The sequence below is a fragment of the Blastopirellula marina genome (assembly GCF_002967715.1).
In the GTDB taxonomy this organism is placed as follows: Bacteria; Planctomycetota; Planctomycetia; order Pirellulales; family Pirellulaceae; genus Bremerella; species Bremerella marina_B.
In genome coordinates this window covers 1-17,725 of the sequence record NZ_PUIA01000050.1, presented here as the reverse complement: position 1 = coordinate 17,725, position 17,725 = coordinate 1, and the positions used below count along the sequence as shown (strand labels likewise).

General features: G+C 51.7%; 13 protein-coding genes and 2 pseudogenes. 13 read left to right on the top strand and 2 right to left on the bottom strand.

Going from position 1 to position 17,725, the window contains the following annotated elements:
• Positions 1 to 629 precede the first annotated feature (629 nt).
• Together C5Y96_RS16125 and C5Y96_RS16120 are read left to right on the top strand one after the other, a co-directional pair.
• Positions 630 to 2,447 carry an ArnT family glycosyltransferase gene (locus C5Y96_RS16125; RefSeq protein WP_105355377.1) on the top strand — a complete coding sequence of 606 codons (1,818 nt, stop codon included), beginning with the start codon at positions 630 to 632 and terminating at the stop codon, positions 2,445 to 2,447.
• A gap of 797 nt (positions 2,448 to 3,244) precedes the next feature.
• Positions 3,245 to 4,333 carry an outer membrane lipoprotein-sorting protein gene (locus C5Y96_RS16120; RefSeq protein ID WP_146115691.1) on the top strand — a complete coding sequence of 363 codons (1,089 nt, stop codon included), beginning with the start codon at positions 3,245 to 3,247 and terminating at the stop codon, positions 4,331 to 4,333.
• Positions 4,334 to 4,748: 415 nt separating this feature from the next.
• On the opposite strand, the gene C5Y96_RS16110 is transcribed toward C5Y96_RS16120, so the two are convergent.
• Together C5Y96_RS16110 and C5Y96_RS16105 are read right to left on the bottom strand one after the other, a co-directional pair.
• Positions 4,749 to 5,645 carry an IS3 family transposase gene (locus C5Y96_RS16110; protein ID WP_105355374.1) on the bottom strand — a complete coding sequence of 299 codons (897 nt, stop codon included), beginning with the start codon at positions 5,643 to 5,645 and terminating at the stop codon, positions 4,749 to 4,751.
• Complete coding sequence (locus tag C5Y96_RS16105) at positions 5,639 to 5,926, bottom strand: transposase (RefSeq protein WP_105355373.1); 288 nt, start codon at positions 5,924 to 5,926, stop codon at positions 5,639 to 5,641. The genes C5Y96_RS16110 and C5Y96_RS16105 overlap by 7 nt, the downstream gene beginning before the upstream one ends.
• A gap of 170 nt (positions 5,927 to 6,096) precedes the next feature.
• Here C5Y96_RS16105 and C5Y96_RS28155 point away from each other — a divergent pair.
• From C5Y96_RS28155 to C5Y96_RS16050, 11 genes and pseudogenes are all read left to right on the top strand, one after another.
• A pseudogene (locus C5Y96_RS28155) lies at positions 6,097 to 7,137 on the top strand (RHS repeat-associated core domain-containing protein); the annotation flags it as partial.
• Positions 7,138 to 7,289: 152 nt separating this feature from the next.
• Positions 7,290 to 8,012: a hypothetical protein gene (locus C5Y96_RS16095; protein ID WP_146115690.1), complete on the top strand. Its 723-nt coding sequence runs from the start codon at positions 7,290 to 7,292 to the stop codon at positions 8,010 to 8,012.
• Between the two features lie 32 nt (positions 8,013 to 8,044).
• Entirely contained in the window at positions 8,045 to 9,436 is a 1,392-nt protein-coding gene (locus C5Y96_RS16090; RefSeq protein ID WP_158261262.1) for an RHS repeat-associated core domain-containing protein, read from the top strand.
• Positions 9,433 to 9,804 carry a hypothetical protein gene (locus tag C5Y96_RS16085; RefSeq protein WP_105355366.1) on the top strand — a complete coding sequence of 124 codons (372 nt, stop codon included), beginning with the start codon at positions 9,433 to 9,435 and terminating at the stop codon, positions 9,802 to 9,804. The genes C5Y96_RS16090 and C5Y96_RS16085 overlap by 4 nt, the downstream gene beginning before the upstream one ends.
• Before the next feature lie 8 nt (positions 9,805 to 9,812).
• A complete protein-coding gene (locus tag C5Y96_RS28005; RefSeq protein ID WP_158261261.1) occupies positions 9,813 to 11,093 on the top strand; it encodes an RHS repeat-associated core domain-containing protein in 1,281 nt (426 codons plus the stop codon).
• A gap of 668 nt (positions 11,094 to 11,761) precedes the next feature.
• Entirely contained in the window at positions 11,762 to 12,844 is a 1,083-nt protein-coding gene (locus C5Y96_RS16075) for an RHS repeat-associated core domain-containing protein (RefSeq protein ID WP_105355362.1), read from the top strand.
• Between the two features lie 25 nt (positions 12,845 to 12,869).
• The gene (locus C5Y96_RS16070; protein ID WP_146115689.1) at positions 12,870 to 13,496 is read left to right on the top strand and encodes a hypothetical protein; all 627 of its coding nucleotides are present in this window, start codon (positions 12,870 to 12,872) and stop codon (positions 13,494 to 13,496) included.
• Between the two features lie 208 nt (positions 13,497 to 13,704).
• The gene (locus C5Y96_RS28000) at positions 13,705 to 15,333 is read left to right on the top strand and encodes an RHS repeat-associated core domain-containing protein (protein WP_105355358.1); all 1,629 of its coding nucleotides are present in this window, start codon (positions 13,705 to 13,707) and stop codon (positions 15,331 to 15,333) included.
• Between the two features lie 63 nt (positions 15,334 to 15,396).
• Positions 15,397 to 15,894 (top strand): hypothetical protein, encoded by a 498-nt coding sequence (locus C5Y96_RS16060; protein WP_146115688.1) that lies wholly within the window; start codon positions 15,397 to 15,399, stop codon positions 15,892 to 15,894.
• Positions 15,895 to 15,927: 33 nt separating this feature from the next.
• Positions 15,928 to 16,233 (top strand): annotated as a pseudogene (locus tag C5Y96_RS16055) (RHS repeat-associated core domain-containing protein); the annotation flags it as partial.
• A gap of 1,033 nt (positions 16,234 to 17,266) precedes the next feature.
• Positions 17,267 to 17,620, top strand: coding sequence for a DUF1257 domain-containing protein (locus tag C5Y96_RS16050; protein ID WP_105355352.1), 354 nt, complete (start codon positions 17,267 to 17,269; stop codon positions 17,618 to 17,620).
• The last annotated feature ends 105 nt before the right edge of the window (positions 17,621 to 17,725 follow it).

Sequence of the window (17,725 nt, the reverse complement as noted above, 5' to 3'; positions counted from 1 at the left end):
TCTTGCAGGGCTTTAACGATCTGTTCGGGACTACGTCGTTTACGCTTCTTGGTCATGGGAGTCTCCTTGGCCGAAATTGGCCTCTAGACTCTCATAACACATGGACCAGTTTTTGGGGAGCATGCCAGCCTTCGAGATGTCTCAGGATGCCGAGGGGGTCATCGTTCATGTAAGTCTGCGTGGACTGTCTTTTACTGGCGATCATTTCGCAGCAATTAAAATAAGCCCTAAGGAATCACAATTGGCAACCTTAGCGGTGCCAGTACGCTGGACGATATCGGCACCAATTTCGGTCTCGCCTTCGACGGTGTTCCTTGCCAGGAGCGACGAGACAAGCAAGTGGAAGTCTGTCGATATCGTACTATCAGTCGCAGGTAACCTAGCACCGAAAGGAGCTGCAGGGCAAATTGTTTCAGGTGGTGACACCGGAATAACGGTCGAACATCTCGGTTCCCCCCTAGTTGGAAACTGGGGGACACGCCAGCGAGTTCGGCTGCATTTTGATGACGATTTTCCACTATCGAAGAAAGAAATTCGCCTGAATTGGCCTGGCGTAACGACTCCCGCCATAGTTCAAGTGCGAACACGTTGAGCAATTTCCGATCCTGTCAATTAGCCCCTGTTACCCGATGGTATGTCATAGAGCAATTCTTGCATCTCTATTGTTGATCCATGTCACGCTCGTGGCCTGGTTATGTTATTATAATGCGCCTGTATTTCATGAGGTCCCGCACCTGTCGGCTGGCATACATCACTGGCGAACCCTCCGCTTTGATTTGTACCGGGTTAACCCTCCCCTCCCGCGAATGCTTGCGGCTATTCCTGTCCTTGTCACGCAGTCACCATCGCTCGAATCCTACGAGAAGAAAATACATCCATGGTCACGTCAAGAAATTGCATTTGGCGTTGAATTCATCCGGAGCAATCGTGAGGACTTTCTGAACCTGTATAGGCTAGGAAGATATGCGATGTTGCCGTTCAGCATTCTGGGGTGCCTCTTGTGCTACTTGTGGGGCCGTGATCTGTACGGTGAACAGCCAGGGTTAGGCGCCTGCGCACTCTGGTGCTTCAGTCCAACTGTAATTGGCCACGGAGCATTGATAATGCCAGACGTTCCTGCAGCAGCATGTGGGATGCTTGCCGCCTACATCTTTTGGCGCTGGTCAAAGTCTGGCACTTGGGGCTTGGCCTTCATGGCTGGCGCTGCGATTGGGCTTGCAGTGCTCTGCAAAACCACGATGCTAGTCTTTCTATTCATCTGTCCTACCATGTGGCTGTACTACACGGTCTACGTGCGACGCTCATTTGCAGTGACCGGGATATTGCAGCTTGCGGCGATGCTGCTGGTGGTAATATGGGGTATTAATTCATGCTACGCCTTTGATGGTGTGTTGTGCGATATCGAGTCCTATGGCTTTAAAAGTGATCGTTTCAACGTGCTGGCCAGTATGATTGACGGATCTGCTTTCGCTAATGCACCGGATCGTAGCATCACGGCTTACCTTCCTGTTCCTTTTCCTAGCGATTTTATCTACGGAATTGACCTGCAGGCATTTGATTTCGAGCAGGGAGCGCGTTCATACATGCGCGGAAGTTGGCACGATCGAGGGTGGTGGTACTACTACTGCTACTGTGCCATGGTAAAAATGCCCCATGGGACTCAGCTATTGCTTGGGCTTGCTGGATTAAGCGTAGGGGTTAGGATGACCAGGGGTATCACAGCAGACGAATTGTTTCTTTTGATGCCCGCGCTTGTTGTCTTTATTGTCGTTAGTTCACAGTCTGGATTTAGTCACCACTTTAGGTATGTACTCCCTGCGTTGCCATTTCTGTTCGTCTGGGGTTCAAGGGCACTTGTCGATTGCAACCTAGTTTGGATGAAAAGGCTTGCCATCAGTTGTGTCGTGGCCACTTCATTATCAAGTCTGTTTACCGTTCCGCATTCGCTTTCATACTTTAATGAATTCTCCGGCGGGCCACTTAACGGCTCATTTCACCTCCTGAATAGCAACACTGCCTGGGGGCAGGATATTCTGCTGCTAAAAGAATGGGTTGATTCTAATCCTGAGGCGAGTGATCAATTGCATATCGCGTGCTTCGGGTGGGTTGAACCATCGCTCATGGGGATAAAGGGCGAGCTGCCACCGCTCGGCCCCTCTGCTACTGCAACCGGTAATCTTTCGTCATGGCTTGGCCCAAAGCCAGGATGGCATGTCGTGGATGTAAATTTTGTACAAGGCAGTCGCTTTCCAGTGTCGTGTGGCACGCCTGGTTGGACCTACTTAAAGCACACAGATCCGCACTGTGACTTTACATATTTTCAGCACTTTACGCCGGTAGATTACATTGGATATAGCATGAATGTATATTTCATTACACCGGATGATGCAAATCGCGTCAGGCAGCTATATAGTCTTCCTCGTCTGAAGGAAGTAAACGCAAACTAGGAGGCAGAGGCTCGCAACGCACAATTAGCGACAAGGGGCTCGGCATAATCTCGAACGATAAGAATACGGGTGCGATTGCACTGCGATTAATGGCTAACGTTAGTTGTCACGGCCCAGTTTAGGCCATGGCTGATCGCAAGTGTGCAACAAATGCCCGAGAATGCCGCTTTTGGTTGAGGTTCAAGTCTGTTTGTAGGTGTTCTTAAGTTAAATAGGTCAAATATCTCATTTTAAGGAGAGGTGAAAGTGTCAGTACAGCGAGTGACGTATAGGATTGCATTTGCAGTGGCGGTAATTGCTTCGTGTTTGTATTCGGCGAGTCGTGTCCTTGGAATTCAGGAGGATTCGGGTGCAAAATGTATGGAAAGAGACTGTGATGACTGCTTGGTGATGTACGTGGTTCCCGAATTAGAAGAAGATCCCGAGACGGGGACAACAAACCAGTGCATGCATCCTGATCCAAATAAGCCAAACTGGCCAGTCTATAGGTGTATAGCCTCTAAGGCGGATCCCGGGGCACTTGCATCGAAACAATGTAAGCCTACTGGGCATGGTACCGATTTTTGCGACCCACACGCCGTTTTTAATGATCCGCCTCAGAGTAGCTGCGATGACGCAAGGTTATTTTACTGTGAATGCCCCGGCCTTGGCGACGATGGCGGCTTAGTATGTGACTTTGAAGAATGCGACTGTGGGCTTATATTCGATGAGAGATGGGAATTCTGGGAGGATGTTCACTCATGCGAATAAGATATCAAAGCGTTACTCGATTCACTGGCATGGAGTGTGGTGCTGCGATGAAGAAAGTGATTGAATTTCTAAGTACATTTGTCTGTTTGTTGGTAATTGGCGATTATTGTAGTGGTCTTGTCATTGCTCGTGCTGCTGAAGTTGACGCCATTATTGGCAATGTACGTTCCGCTGAGGAGCTGTTTGTCAACTGTGACGTATCGGCCGCAACGGAGTATCGGCGAGGCAAGGATCCGGGCGACAAGCATATTGTAAAACGTCAATCCTCCGAGACGCATATGGTGTCACAGGATGGCATGATGCGTGTTCATAGCCGGGAGAATATTACGGGAGGGGGCGATGCGTCACAAGACGAAGAAGAACGGATTCGGGCATTCGACGGAAAGGTGACACGTGTGATAAATAATGGGATTGCCAATATTGTTGATGGTCCTACAGTCGACAGCAATGCTATTCGCCCGCATATGATATTGCTACAAGGTGTTACATACCCTGTGCCGCTTTCAGTTCTTCTTCAGGGTTACGATGCAATTAGTGCTTACCCAGGCGATGTGTCTCCACTTAAATCGCGAGAATTTGACGTCACTTATTTGGGGCAAGATAAATGGAATGACCTCGACTGTGAGAAGTTGGCGCTTAGGCATGTTTCGACTAAATCGAATAAAGTTGAAGAAGAGTTTCATGTATGGCTTGCAGTGAATAGAAATTATATACCCGTCAAGGTTATTGGGTTTGATTATAAATGGTCAAAGAAGCTTCCGAAGTATGAGGCAGAGGTAGGCGAATTTAGAGAGGTGGAGCCTGGGATGTGGTTTCCCGTTGGCGCGTCATCGGAAATAAATGATGCATTTGCATTAAAGCAGGGTAGGAAGATTTCCAAGATATCACAAACCTACAAAGTGAGCGACGTAGACCTAAATCCCACTTATCCAGAAAGCTATTTTCAAGATGTTAAATTTCCTGATGGGACCATGGTGTATGATGTTGATGCTGCAGGCAGGATTACAAAAGGACGAACGGTTGGCGATCCTCCATCATCTGCGAATGTGAGTCTGAGGTTCTGGCTGATTGTCGTCAACGTTATTCTCTTAGGTACGGTTGTCGTGGGATGGCTAACATGGCGATTCTTACGTTAAGATGATGCGCACGTGCCTGTGCGCAAATCTCCTGCAGTCTGAAGTAGGCGAGAGGGGCACGTACGATGCCTAGAGCCGCCCGTTTGATCTGACCGCGAACTCACGCGGTTTTCCTGCTATGGGTTGGGACGCCTGGTACTAACCAATTCGGGCAGCGGGGACCTCCGCTTCACGTATACGCCCGACTGGCAACTGTTCGAGGAAGTAATTGCGTCTCGGGAAAGAAGCCCTAGCCGCTACGAATACATCTGGGGAATCCGTGGTCAGGACGATTTGATCTGTCGGGAGAAATACGACGCCGAGAGCAACTTGCTGGAACGCCTCTATTCGCGCTCGGATGCCAATGGCAATATCGGCGGACTAATTCCGGAAGCGGAAGACTATCTTGACCAGCCTCAAATTCTTGTACCACCCCTTATGAAGATTCCGCCTGGGTAAAGTCGGTGTGCTGCTGAAGCGCAGGCGTAGCCGGAGCGGAAGCAGCACACCGAGCCGCGAACTCAACCGGGGTCACGTACCCCAGCGAGCTATGCGGCCGGTTCTCGTTGTAATCTTGTTTCCAGTACCTGCTCAGCTTCTGGGCCGCGGTCAGGCTCTCGAAGATCTCCATCGCCAAAAACTCGTCCCGTACGCGGCTGTGGAAGCTCTCGGCGTAACCGTTCTGCCACGGGCTGCCTGGTTCGACGTACAACGTCTCGACGCCGACCAGCTTCAGCCAACGCTGGATTTCCTTCGCTACGAACTCGGGGCCGTTGTCGCTGCGGATGCACCTCGGCACGCCCCGCATCGCGAACAGTTCCGCCAGCGAGTCGATCACATCTTCACTGGTGATGCCGCGGTCGACCTTCAATGTCAGACACTCCCGCGTGAACTCGTCGACGATCGACAGCCATTTCAAAGTGCTTCCTCGTTCGGTTCGATCGAAGATGAAGTCCCAACACCAGACATCGTCCTTTTGTTCGGCACGACGATTGTCACAGCCGTTCTCGCTCACGCCCTTGCTGCGTCTTTTTCGCTTTTTCATCGGCACTTTCAGCCCTTCTCGACGCCACAAACGGTAGGCCCGCGTGTCGCTCACCTGAAAGCCATCGCGGCGAAGCTGCCAGGCAACACGGCGATAACCCCAACGGGGACGTTTCGTGGCCACCTCACGCATGCGTTGGGCGATCACGGTTTCCTCGTCTCGCGGCTTGGCCATATAACGCTGCGTACTGCGAGGTTGATCGAGCGCCGAACAGGCCCGGCGCTGCGACACCTCGAACTGGCGACAAGCGGCTTGAACCGCTTCGCGTTTGCGAGAAGGGCTTACCAGTTTCCCTCGTTGATGAACTTCAGCATCTGAATGTCGAGGGCCTGATCGGCGACCAACTGCTTCAGTCGCCGGTTCTCATCTTCAAGCTGCTTCAAACGCTTCGCCTCTTCCGATTTCATTCCGCCGAACTGGTTCCGCCACCGCTCGTAGGTCGACTGGCTGACCTCCAGCGTCTGAAGTACCTCGGCCAAGTCTTTGCCTGCGTTAAGCATCGCATCCGCGTCACGAAGCTTTCGCACAATCTGATCAGGCGAATGTCGCTTGCGTCTCTTGGTTGACATCGTCGAAATCTCCTTGCCAAAATCGGCTGAAAGACTTCATAACGAATGGATCAGGAATTTAATAGCAGGCCAATCTGAATCGCTTGATCACGTACGATCCGTACGGCACACCCACCGACGAAAACGATTTCCGGCAGTTGTTTGACGGGTACTACTAAGACTCGGACACGGGGCTCTACCTGGTTCGCAATCGCGTCTACCATCCCAAACTGGGTCGCTGGCTCACCAAAGATCCCCTGGGGATGGTCGATGGGCCGAACCTATACGAGTACTGTGCGGGCGATCCGGTGAATCTGATCGACCCGAGTGGAGGCTATGCCGAGTCTGTTTGGGATGCGTTTTCATTTGGAGTTGGGCTAACAAGCCTCGCCTACAATTGGCAGCATGGCACGACAACGGATGTTGTTGTTGACCTGCTTGGACTCACTGCGGATGCTTTGGCCATAGCCTTGCCGTTTATCCCGGGCGGCGCTGGGGCCGCAATCAAGGCGATTCGTGCAGGCAACGCCATCAGCGACTACTCAATCCAGACACGGCAGGTGGCCCGGTGGCTTAGTACAACAATCGATATCACACAGACTGGAGACATTACTGCCAATGGTTATCAGTCGATTGAGAGTTTGCGTGAAGGGGACTATTGGGGCGCAGCACTTGGTGGCCTCCATACCGGTGTAAGGGCTGGCCAATTCCGTGCAAACTACCTAAAAAGAGCACGGGGAGATCAACGACTTCTTTGGGAAACCAAGCACGGGAGATCGAAGTCACTTGAGTGGAAAGATGTAAGGACCCGAATGAACCGGCGACTGGGCAGGTCCGATCGCACCAATCCTGTCCATTGGCCTACTAGTGCGCCGCAGGACTGGCATCACGGCGTCATAGCCCATCGGCACATTCGGCTTCTTACCCAGATAATTGAACCGTATTTGCCTGGCTTAGCCCGTGCCATCCAGAAGTTTGGGCACTCAAACGCGAAACTCTTGACCAAGAGTCGACACGCGATCGCAGATCCCTATGTTAAAGGGTATAATGTCCCTTGGTACGCCCGTGGAATTACTTTAGGGAGAGGCTTCGCAATCGGATCGCCTTACTCGACGTGGGTTGGTCTCAGCCCCGTCCAGCGAGCATGGGGCGTCGTGGCGGCTGCCCAGGTCGGATATGGAGCCTACTACCTGACTGATCTGGCCATATCACCCTTCCTTGGCGAGGACTAGCTATGGGCTTTTGGGATCGTATGCTTGGGCGAGGGGTTTATGCGTACTCGCCAAACAGGCTTCACCCGTTCGAACGTCATTTATTGTGCCAGCTCACGGCCCTGCCCAGCTACAACCTACGATTCCTTTCGGTGCAGGCTCAGCTAGTTGCTATGACCACATTTGTTCGCGGTTCTGTTCCTGGTGCCCCGGACTGGCTAGACCGAAAAGTCTCTGATGGCATGATCGTACTGGAGCAGCAAATCGCAGTTGGCGGGTGTGCTGTCGCTCCACTGTTCTTGCCGACGCCATTTTTTACATGTGCCTTAACATATCAGGAAGAGGTCGTTGGCGAGATCCGACTAGAAGTTCCGTCTTTGCTGCACCGTATCTTCCTGAATACTGGAACGCAGGACACCGACTATCCCGCGGAGCCACGAGATTTCGAGATATTGCCGCCGGAAGTGCCCGATGAGAGACAGTACTGGGAAGTGCGAAAACACCAATTGGGAAGGCTGAGTCAAGCAGCCTTTGCTGTCGCTGAGGAAGGCAAGTTCGGTGCGAACGTAGTAATTTGCAACACACGAGCATTTAGAAAACAATCGCTGATGGGATTGACGTTAAATGCGGAGTATCGTGATGTGCTCCACTTTAGCGATGGCATAAGGCTCAACAAACTTGAAGTTCTCGGTTCCGTTCCGAGATTGCATCGGATCATCGACCTTGGCAGCAAACGATTTTTCAGGATAGGAAACCTTGCCGATGACATACTCGCTTTAGAAATTAGATCGGGATCAATGCAGAATGAGGTGGTGCATCTAGTGGGTGCAGAGTGCCGAGAAGAGCCAACGGGAATGTCCGTCTTGCAGCTTATCGAGCATAATTTAAAAACGTAATAGTCTACCTGTACACGCCCGACTGGCAACTGTTGGAGGAAGAGATCACGCCTCAGGAAGGAAGCCCATACCGTTACGAATACGTCTGGGGAATCCGGGGTCAGGACGATTTGATCTGTCGGGAAAAATACGACAGCCAGAGCAACTTGTTGGAACGTCTTTATTCGCTCTCGGATGCCAATGGTAATGTCGTGGGTCTGATTCCTGAAGCGGAAAACTACCTGAATCGCTTGATCACCTACGACCCGTACGGCACGCCCACCGACGAAAGCGATTTCCGGCAGCTGTTCGGCGGCTACTACTATGATTCGGACACGGGTCTCTACCTAGTTCGCAATCGCGTCTACCATCCCAAACTGGGACGCTGGCTGACCAAGGATCCCCTGGGCATGGTCGATGGGCCGAACCTGTACGAGTACTGTGCGGGCGATCCGGTGAATCTTATCGACCCGAGTGGTGAGGCGATTCCGTTGATCCTCTACGTCGGCGCATTTGCTATTGCTGCCGCCCACGGGTGGTCGCAAACGATCCTGGCAACAAATGGAGAGGCAAGTCTCGGCGAGCAAGCCCTCGGCACGGGTTTAGGGGCACTGGGTGGGTTTAACCCCTTTGGAGCCTATGGCAGCGCATTAGGGTCAATTGGTGGTTATTACGGTGGCGAAGCGACCGGGGCCTGGGATCCAAATCAAGGCTACCAGTGGGGCGGATTGGCTGGGCTTTTCGTAGGAGACATTGGCGGTATCTTGCGTCGAGGCGCAGTTGCCGGTATTCCGCAAGCGGCCCGACAATTCGGCTGGCGAACGGTCCTCAGTAAACGGGCACGGAATGTGGCCCCGGAACTTCTCTCATTGGGCGGCGGGATTGCCGGAGCAACAATTGGCTCTCAACTGACTGACGACCCACTACTGGGGGCCAATCTTGGTATGATGGCAGGCGGCGCCCCAGGTGGCCTTTGGAGATTAGGGCGAACCATTCGGACGGCTCGTTTAGCAAATTTCCGTGTCAATTCCACGCGATTCTATAGCGTCTTGAGTGACAAAGCTGCTGCACGGCTAGCTGCTGGAGGTGAACCATGGCCTACAGGTATGAATCGAGCGAACTTAGGCGAAGGGTTGTATGTTTGGGGACGCAAGAGCGACGCAGTGGGTTACTTTACAAAAAGATCTCTAAAGGGAGATTTCGATCCCTCATACGGCACGGCTATTCGCAGTTTTCGTATAAGCAATAGTCGATTAAGAAGTTTTTCTCGAATTGACCTAAGACAGGTAAGTGGAGAAGCTTTTGATCAGTTTACAGACACATACACTGCTTATGCAGATGACATGATACCACACGGTTTTGATTACGTAATTTATCCGCGAGCCTTGGGGACAGAGCATTTCTTTGACAAACGTGTCTATAGATGGTTTAGGATGAGAACATGAATCAAGAAGGCTTAGCGAGCTATACGCTTCGACGAGCTGCTGGTGGCCACGGAAATTTTGCAAGAGTACTCGTTGGCTTTCCACAGAATGCGCCTGATCATATTAATCTTTCTGGAGATGGTGAACCTGTAACGCAGGAGTGGCTTGACGCGGCCTATGACGGTATTCAGTATGCGAAGAAGACGCTGAATCGCACCGATAAAGTTTTGCCCTTTTGTATCGAAGGCTCTTTGGCCGACACACGCATCGACACGATTTTTTGTGCTGCCGCGATTGCAACATCTAGGCTCTTCGGTGAAAACGGCTGGACAGAGTTTTTCGACGGTGAGAAATGGATCATTACAAACTTGGATGAGAAGTCTTCCTGACTGTTCGCGTGTTGGGTGCTAAGCGGGAATCAAAGCCACTTCATTCAGTCGCCCTCTCGGATGCCAATGGCAATATCGTCGGACTTATTCCGGAGGCGGAAGACTACCTGAATCGCTTGATCACGTACGATCCGTATGGGACGCCCACCGACGAAAACGATTTCCGGCAGTTGTTCGGTGGCTACTACTATGATTCGGACACGGGACTCTACCTGGTTCGCAATCGTGTCTACCATCCTAAGCTAGGCCGCTGGCTCACCAAAGATCCGCTGGGCATGGTCGATGGGCCGAACCTGTACGAGTACTGTGCGGGCGATCCGGTTAATCTTATCGACCCGAGTGGAACGGTGTCGTTCTGGGATGATCCTCTCGACTGGGCCTACGGGTCTGGAGGAGCGATATGGGATGTCGGGGCATCCAATTCCTGGCTTGGGAGAGCCTATCAAGCTTCAGGCCAAGGCATGGCCGAGATGATCGGTCCCGAGTATTTGGCCCAGGCAGGTGGTTGGGAGCTTGCTGGTCTCACAGCTGCCGCCGCTACTGCGGGCGTTCTTGGCGGTTGGGCAGCGAGTTCGGTAGCCGGTACGATCGGATTGGGATATTGGTCCACCCTGGCATTCTCTGGCGCGGTCGCCGGCGGTGCCGAATATTTGACATGGACGCTCGGAGCCCAAGCCCTAGGTGGCAATCTCGCCGCCGGACCTACATTAAGTGGTTTGGGCATGCATGTTGGAGGCGGAGCAGTTGGTGGAGTTGCTTTCGGTGCTGTTGGGGGGATAATTGGACGCGGGACTAGCAAGTTGTTCGGAGCAGGTGCGAGACCGAGCAAGTTATACATTCATACTTGGAAAGGACCTTGGCGCGGTGATGTCGCAGAAGCTGGACTAGGAGGTCGTCTTTGGGCCACTCCATATTCGGAGGCTGAACTTAAGGCAATGTGGGCAATCCGTCGAATTTGGCACGTAGGACGCGCAGAGCTTCCAACTGGTACTGCTGAAGTCACCGGTAGCGCATTAGATGAGTTTGTTCGAGTCAGAGGAATCGGTCTTTTTCGATTGGGCTGGAAGCGGGCAGGAGGTCAGTATTTCAGTCGCGGTCCAGGAGATATTAACCTGCAGACGGGAATACGGACCTCAAATTTTGGTGCAACATTGCGATACCTTACGATGTCGATAGGTAGCTATACCATGGATGCTTCTCTTGACGCTGCTATCGTGTTTTCAATCTATGCATTTGCGAACGGAGGGTATAAACGTACGATTGATCAGCTTTATGGGATCCCAAGATAATAAGACCGGGAAAGACATGAGTACATCTAGATCGACGTCGGAATCGGATTTGCCCGTTGCCCAGAGGAGATCGAGGATAGTTAGGAAAACTATTTTTCGTTACTTGCTCGATGATATCGGTCGCACATTTGCCATGTGGTTCTGTCAAGTCTTATTGGTGTGGACAGCGACCGCAGCATCGTTTCAGTGGATTTCAAGTTGGCTTGCTCTAGCCGCACTAATCGGCTTAGGGGTTTTAGTAGTGGGAGGAACCACCATCAATATGCCAATCATTGCTCACCCTGACTTTCCAACCGGCTACTCGGTATGGACACCGATTCGAAGCATGTGCTTTGTCACTTTGTATTTAGGATTATGGGCCATAACTGGGTTTCTATTGTACGGTGTCGGGTGATCCAAAGCGATCTGGGGTGGTATCACCCACTGTCGCGAAAATACGGCAGGTGGAAATGAGCTTGCACGATAGGATTTGGAATTTAGGCACAATTGAATCGTTAGCAGCCACTGCAACTCGCGACTATTGGGAGTTCGTGGCCCTACCGATTTAATCTGTCGGGAGAAATACGACGGCCAGAGCAATTTGTTAGTACGTCTTTATTCGCTCTCGGATGGCAATGTCGTGGGTCTGATTCCTGAAGCGGAAGACTACCTGAATCGCTTGATCACGTATGATGCCATATGGCACGCCCACCGGCGAGTATGACTTCCAGCATCTCTTCGGCGGCTACTATTACGATTCGGACACGGGCCTCTACCTGGTTCGCAATCGCATCTACCACCCGAAACTCGGCCGCTGGCTCACCAAAGATCCGCTGGGAATGGTCGATGGGCCGAATCTGTACGAGTACTGCGCGGGGGATCCGGTGAATCTAATCGATCCAAGCGGTGAATTGTGGAGTTGGGGATTTGCTGGACTTGGAGCACTTGGGGGAGCGGTTGCAGGTGCCGTTGGCTATGGAGCTCTTGGCTGGATGGGAGAAGACGGTTATACATGGGGAGGATTGGGAGGCGCGGTTGCCGGGGGTGCTGTATCCGGCGCGCTAGTTGGAGGCGTAATCGGTGCTGGAACTGGCGACCCCACATTCTTAGGGGTCGTCGGAATCGGCCTAGCAGGCGGTTTGGCCTATGGAGCAACGGAATCTGTCGTTCGACAGTCGATTGACAGAGGCAGGGTCGATCTTGAAGAGCTTGCCTGGGATACTGGAGCAAGCGGCCTTATTGGTGGCGTGACAGCTGGTACAGGATTTGTGTTTCGTCAACCATTAACCACATTTGGACGCCAATTTGCACAAGGTTGGGGGCGTTTCTTTCAACAAGGACGCGGGCTAAGACCTGGATACGGTCGTAGATTGCTTCGCACTATTTATGATACGCGAATTGGATTCAAGGCAAATCAAGATATTTCAAAGAGACTTCTCGGAAGGCTCTTGCGCCGACTAGGCCCATTTGACATGGATCACGTTTTTATATCACAGGCTCTGATTCGCCGCTTAACTGCAAGGTTTCCACTCCTTGGAGAGCAGTTGCGCAGGATTGGGAATTCAGGGATAAATCTTGTGCCACTTCCTAGATATATAAATCGAGGATTACTTAACCGAAAAGTATTGGGCATACATGTGTATCGCTATGGGTTCACTGGGATTGTTGGATACACAGCGTATAGCACACTTAATTATACAGGTCACAAGATAGATGAGCTTTACAACACGCTAGCCGACTTGCACGAGCTAATGTACGGAGAAGACAAGTAATTGTTCAATTGCTGGGATGATCGCCATGAACTTATGTTATTACGCAATTGTTGCAGCATCTGTTTTGTTCACTGCTTTTTATATTGGGTCTGTAATTACATTCCCTGTCTACATGTTACTTCTTGTCTCGGTGTACCTGGTCTCATTTTTGATTGGCAGACAATTTGAGCGAAAAAATCCTGCTAGGTTTAGTACTGATGGTGAGGTTCAGCTGGCATTTAATGTAACTGGCGGAGCGTTGCTGGTTACTGGCGATTTTAATTTTAGCGAATACCAGAGCGTAGCAATTGGTAATGGGGAAGTGCAAGTATCTGTTGTGGAATCGTTGAAAACAGATAGGATACTGCGAGTTGTCATTGCACACAGCCAGCCCAATGGAATTCAATATCATGATTCATTTGTGGTTGCAGTAGACTATGGACTATTGTATATCGTTGATGTCGCCGCAATAAAGAACCCTCAATTGATTAGCATCGTTCAGGGAAAAGCATCAGGGATACTGGATGTGCCAATTGCTGAGTTATTAGAAGGATCAGATGGTGGATTCGGTGTTCTGCTTCAGCCAAGCTATGGTGATGGCGAGTATACGTTTATGTTTAATGATGGCAAAATAGAAAGCATTTTTGAGGGGAGTGGCGAAATTGGGTCGTAGGCTATGAGCAGCGGCTTATCCATCTACCAATCTCCGGCCTTTGGCGTTTGAGTCATCCCACTAACCGTCGCCCCTGGACGGGTCAGGCAATTGGCTGAACTGGGATGTCCGCAGCAACAGCAATCTACATCAGAAGCGGCAACACGGTCCTGGGGATCGAATCGCAAGCATCAAGAATCTTGCCAACGAAGGGAAGTGGACGCAGCCCGTGTATGACCAGGCTGGCAACCTCACGGTGCAACCACAGCCAGATCTTCCTTCCCAGTCAATGGAAATTAGGTACGACGCATGGAATCGGCCTGCCTACATCAAAAGTGGCGACGACCAGGTACTTTTGGAGTACGACGGGTTCGGCCGAATTCTAGCCAAGCATAGTAATATCCCTGGCACGTCTGACAGTCGTTTCACGCGCTACACCTATTCTCCCGACTGGCAACTGCTGGAAGAAGATGTTTTGGACTACGACGCGTCCGCAGTGTTGGATTCCCATCGGTACGAATACATTTGGGGCGTGCGCGGCCCCAACGACCTGGTCTGCCGCGAAAAGTACGACAGCGACGATACGCTTTTAGAGCGACAGTACGCCCTGTCGGACATCAACGGCAATGTAGTGGGAGTCGTTCCAGACGCCCAGGCAACGCTCGACCAATTGATCACGTACGATCCATATGGCACGCCCTCCGGCGAGGAGGGATTCCAGCATCTCTTCGGCGGTTACTATTACGATTCGACGACTGGTCTCTACCTAGTTCGCAATCGCGTCTACCATCCCAAACTAGGCCGCTGGCTCACCAAAGATCCGCTGGGTATGGTCGATGGGCCGAATTTGTACGAGTACTGTGCGGGGGATCCAGTTAATTTGGTCGACCCGAGTGGTGAGGCGATACCGCTGCTTGTCATCCTTGGAGGAATGGCGTTGTTCGGCGCGGTAGCGGGTGGGACTAGCTATACCGTGACAACCGATGAATTTCGCGCGGAGGAATTCGCCCTATTCACAGCAGGTGGTGCAGTTGCTGGCGGGCTGGGCGGTGCTGCTTTCTTCGGCGCCGCATTCGGACTATCCGCACTCGGGTTTACAGCAACGTATTCAGGATTGCTCGCTGGCGGTATTTCTGGCGGCGTCGGCGGTTTCAGTGGTGGCTTTGTTACGACGACAGGGATGCATCGATTTGCTGGCGACGATTGGGGAACGTCATTGCAAGCTGGCATCTATGGCGGTATTTACGAAGGTGCCATTGGAACTGCTGGAGGATTAGCTGGCGGAGCGGTGCTCGCGCGATATGGGGCGGGTTTTTTAAGTACCATTGCTAGTGGTAGCGCAGGAGGAATCGTTTCCGGTGGGATTAGTGGTTACGCGGAGAATGGCACGTTCTCAGGAACCGTCATGGGCGCGCTAAGGGGAAGTGCTATGGGGGCTTCATTCGCCTTCGGCGGGCGTGTAACGGGTAAGCTCGCTGGAAGAATTAAGCCACTTCCAAGGCAACCTGCTGGTTTGGAGCCGCGTAATACTGCTACGGGTAAACTTATGATCGGTACCAGAGCAGTCAACGAGAGTGTGAGAGTTCTACCGCGATCGGCCATTGTTCGATGGTTAGTAGCAAAAGGTGTACTTGCGGGGCGGGTAACGAATTGGCCAAGAAAACTACCGTTGCACGGAAATATTGCCCACCATCAGAAACCAGTGTCGTTAGGTGGAGCAGACGTACATTGGACTTTCCCATTTGGGAGGAGAGTGTACCGTTGGGGAAATATGGAGGCCGTTTCTCCAAGCGTTCATAAGCAATCGCATCCATTACCGCCGAGACAGTCACCGGAAACAGGTGTTCTCTATTACTAAGAGAGTCTGGAAATGTACTTCTTGCGTCGAATATGGTATACGTTGTTCCCGAAGCCGAAAACCGTGAACGATCCGGAATTCGGCATCCTGACTCTGGACTGGATGCATTCTATTGAAGTTCCCCCCAAGCCCCCTCGGGGACTGTGGATCGGAAAAACTGATTTTGCTCCGCTTGGTCGCTCTGTTACCGTAGCGTTTGTAATGGAAAGTGAACTTGGATCGACTCCTTTTCAACGAAAACTCTATCATTCCGTCGAGGATCACTGGAATGTGTTTCGTGATGAACTTGCGCAGCAACTTCTCCAGCTCATTCATGAATGGTATGGGGAGGCTGCTCGGACAGAGAAGCCGTCGACCGAGGAGTTCTTCCAAAATTGGGTCCGTCTAAATGGTGTTGATATCCGTGACAGCGCTACTCGCGAGCCGCAGTCCGCCGACGCAGTTTTAGATTTTTCTGTTCTGCCAGATGCATTAACAAATCCCTCGCTTCTCAAATTTCAGGATCACAATCCGGTAGCCCATCTTGACGATGGTAAAGTAGTAGGCGTCGCAATGATATAACCGACACCCCGCTACGATCCGGATCCGTACGGCACGCCGACCGACGAAAGCGATTTCCGGCAGCTGTTCGGCGGCTACTACTATGATTCGGACACGGGTCTCTACCTAGTTCGCAATCGCGTCTATCATCCCAAACTGGGACGCTGGCTGACCAAGGATCCCCTGGGAATGGTCGATAGGCCGAACCTGTACGAGTACTGTGCGGGCGATCCGGTGAATTTGGTTGACCCGAGCCGTGGGGCAATTCCGTTGATCTTCTACGTCGGGGCATTTGCCGTTGCCCACGGGTGGTCGCAAAAGATTCTTGCAACAAATGTAGCGACAATTCTCGACGTGTAAGCCCCCGGCACGGGGTTAGAGGCACCGAATCGTTTCAAGTTGCTTGGCTGCGCGATGCCAGCGACTTGGGAGAGGTAGTCGGCGCCTAATACTGTGGCCAGGCAAGCGGGTCATTAGATACATATCATGATTACCAGTTGGTCGGATTGACGGGGTGTTTTGCGGGAGCTTTACGTATTGCCTCCATCTATGGAGGCGTTACACAATCGCGTTACCAAGAACTACTGCCAAGTGACAGCGGTTGGTGCGAAATCCGCTACGAAAGGGCCGTGGACAATTTCGCATAGGAAACGGGTGACCTAGCCACAATGGTCGCCGACAACAAGCCTCAGACCGAGTTGCAGGGAAACTCGATCAGCCAATACTGGAAAATGGAGTCAAGGTTCAACCACGACGACGGCCGCAACTACGTAGACGGTCTGATTTTCTCAGCAGAAGTGTTAGCGAATGAGTAAGTGCAGGGTGCCAGACCATGACAAAATACTGAGCAGGACTTCTCCTGTTCTGCGTGTGGGGTCTCGCAGCTTTCGAGAGCCAGATTCGTCTAAATTTAAGCCAAAAACGCGTCATATAACTTGAGGAGATGCTTAGCATTTTGCATCTGGATTCATGATACTATCACCAAAGCATTTCACAAGCTAATCGTCGGTTTCCAACACGAAAAGGACAAGGCGTGGCTCTCTTGTCGATCGTTTTGTTATTGCCTGCGCGGCAACTGCTTCGCATATTGCAAATCACTGGCGATGATCGACGGCGGGTTATCTTCTCAACCATCCACTGTCCGGTCTCTTTCAATATTTCCGACCTGTCGTAAGCCTTCTAGCTTTGTGTTGCTACACGCAAAGCTACTGGCGTGATGCTTAGATGCTCACTTCATCTAAATTTTCACCAAAAACGCGTCAAGATACTTGAAGTGGGCCAGCTTAGCCGTTGCTTCTACACAGGGAATTGGCACAGCCACTTGCGAGATGAATCGACGAGAGATGGTCGCTATCCGTCTATGTCTATTTCTTTAATCCAATTGGAGGTTTCTATGTCACATGTTGTCACCATCGAGACAAAAGTTCGCGACCTGAACGCACTCAGGTCCGCTGCAAACCGGTTGAGTTTGCCTGCTCCAACCTTCGGGCAGACTAAGCTATTTAACGCTTCGGCAATTGGTTGGCGTATCGAGTTGCCCGGTTGGCAATATCCGGTGGTCGTTGATACGGACTCGGGCCGCCTGAACTACGACAATTTCGAGGGACGTTGGGGGAACCCCAAGGAACTCGAACGATTGTTGCAGGCCTATGCCATCGAATGTGCAACCATTGAGGCTCGCAAGAAGGGTTATACGACCTCAGAGCAAAGCCTTAGCGATGGAAGTGACCTGCAACCCAAAAACTGAGCCATTCAAAATGAGAAAATCGAGGTAAAATCGGGCCATCCTATTCGAGGAGATCATGACCATGAAGAAGTCTCGATTTACGAATGAACAGATTGCCTTTGCCCT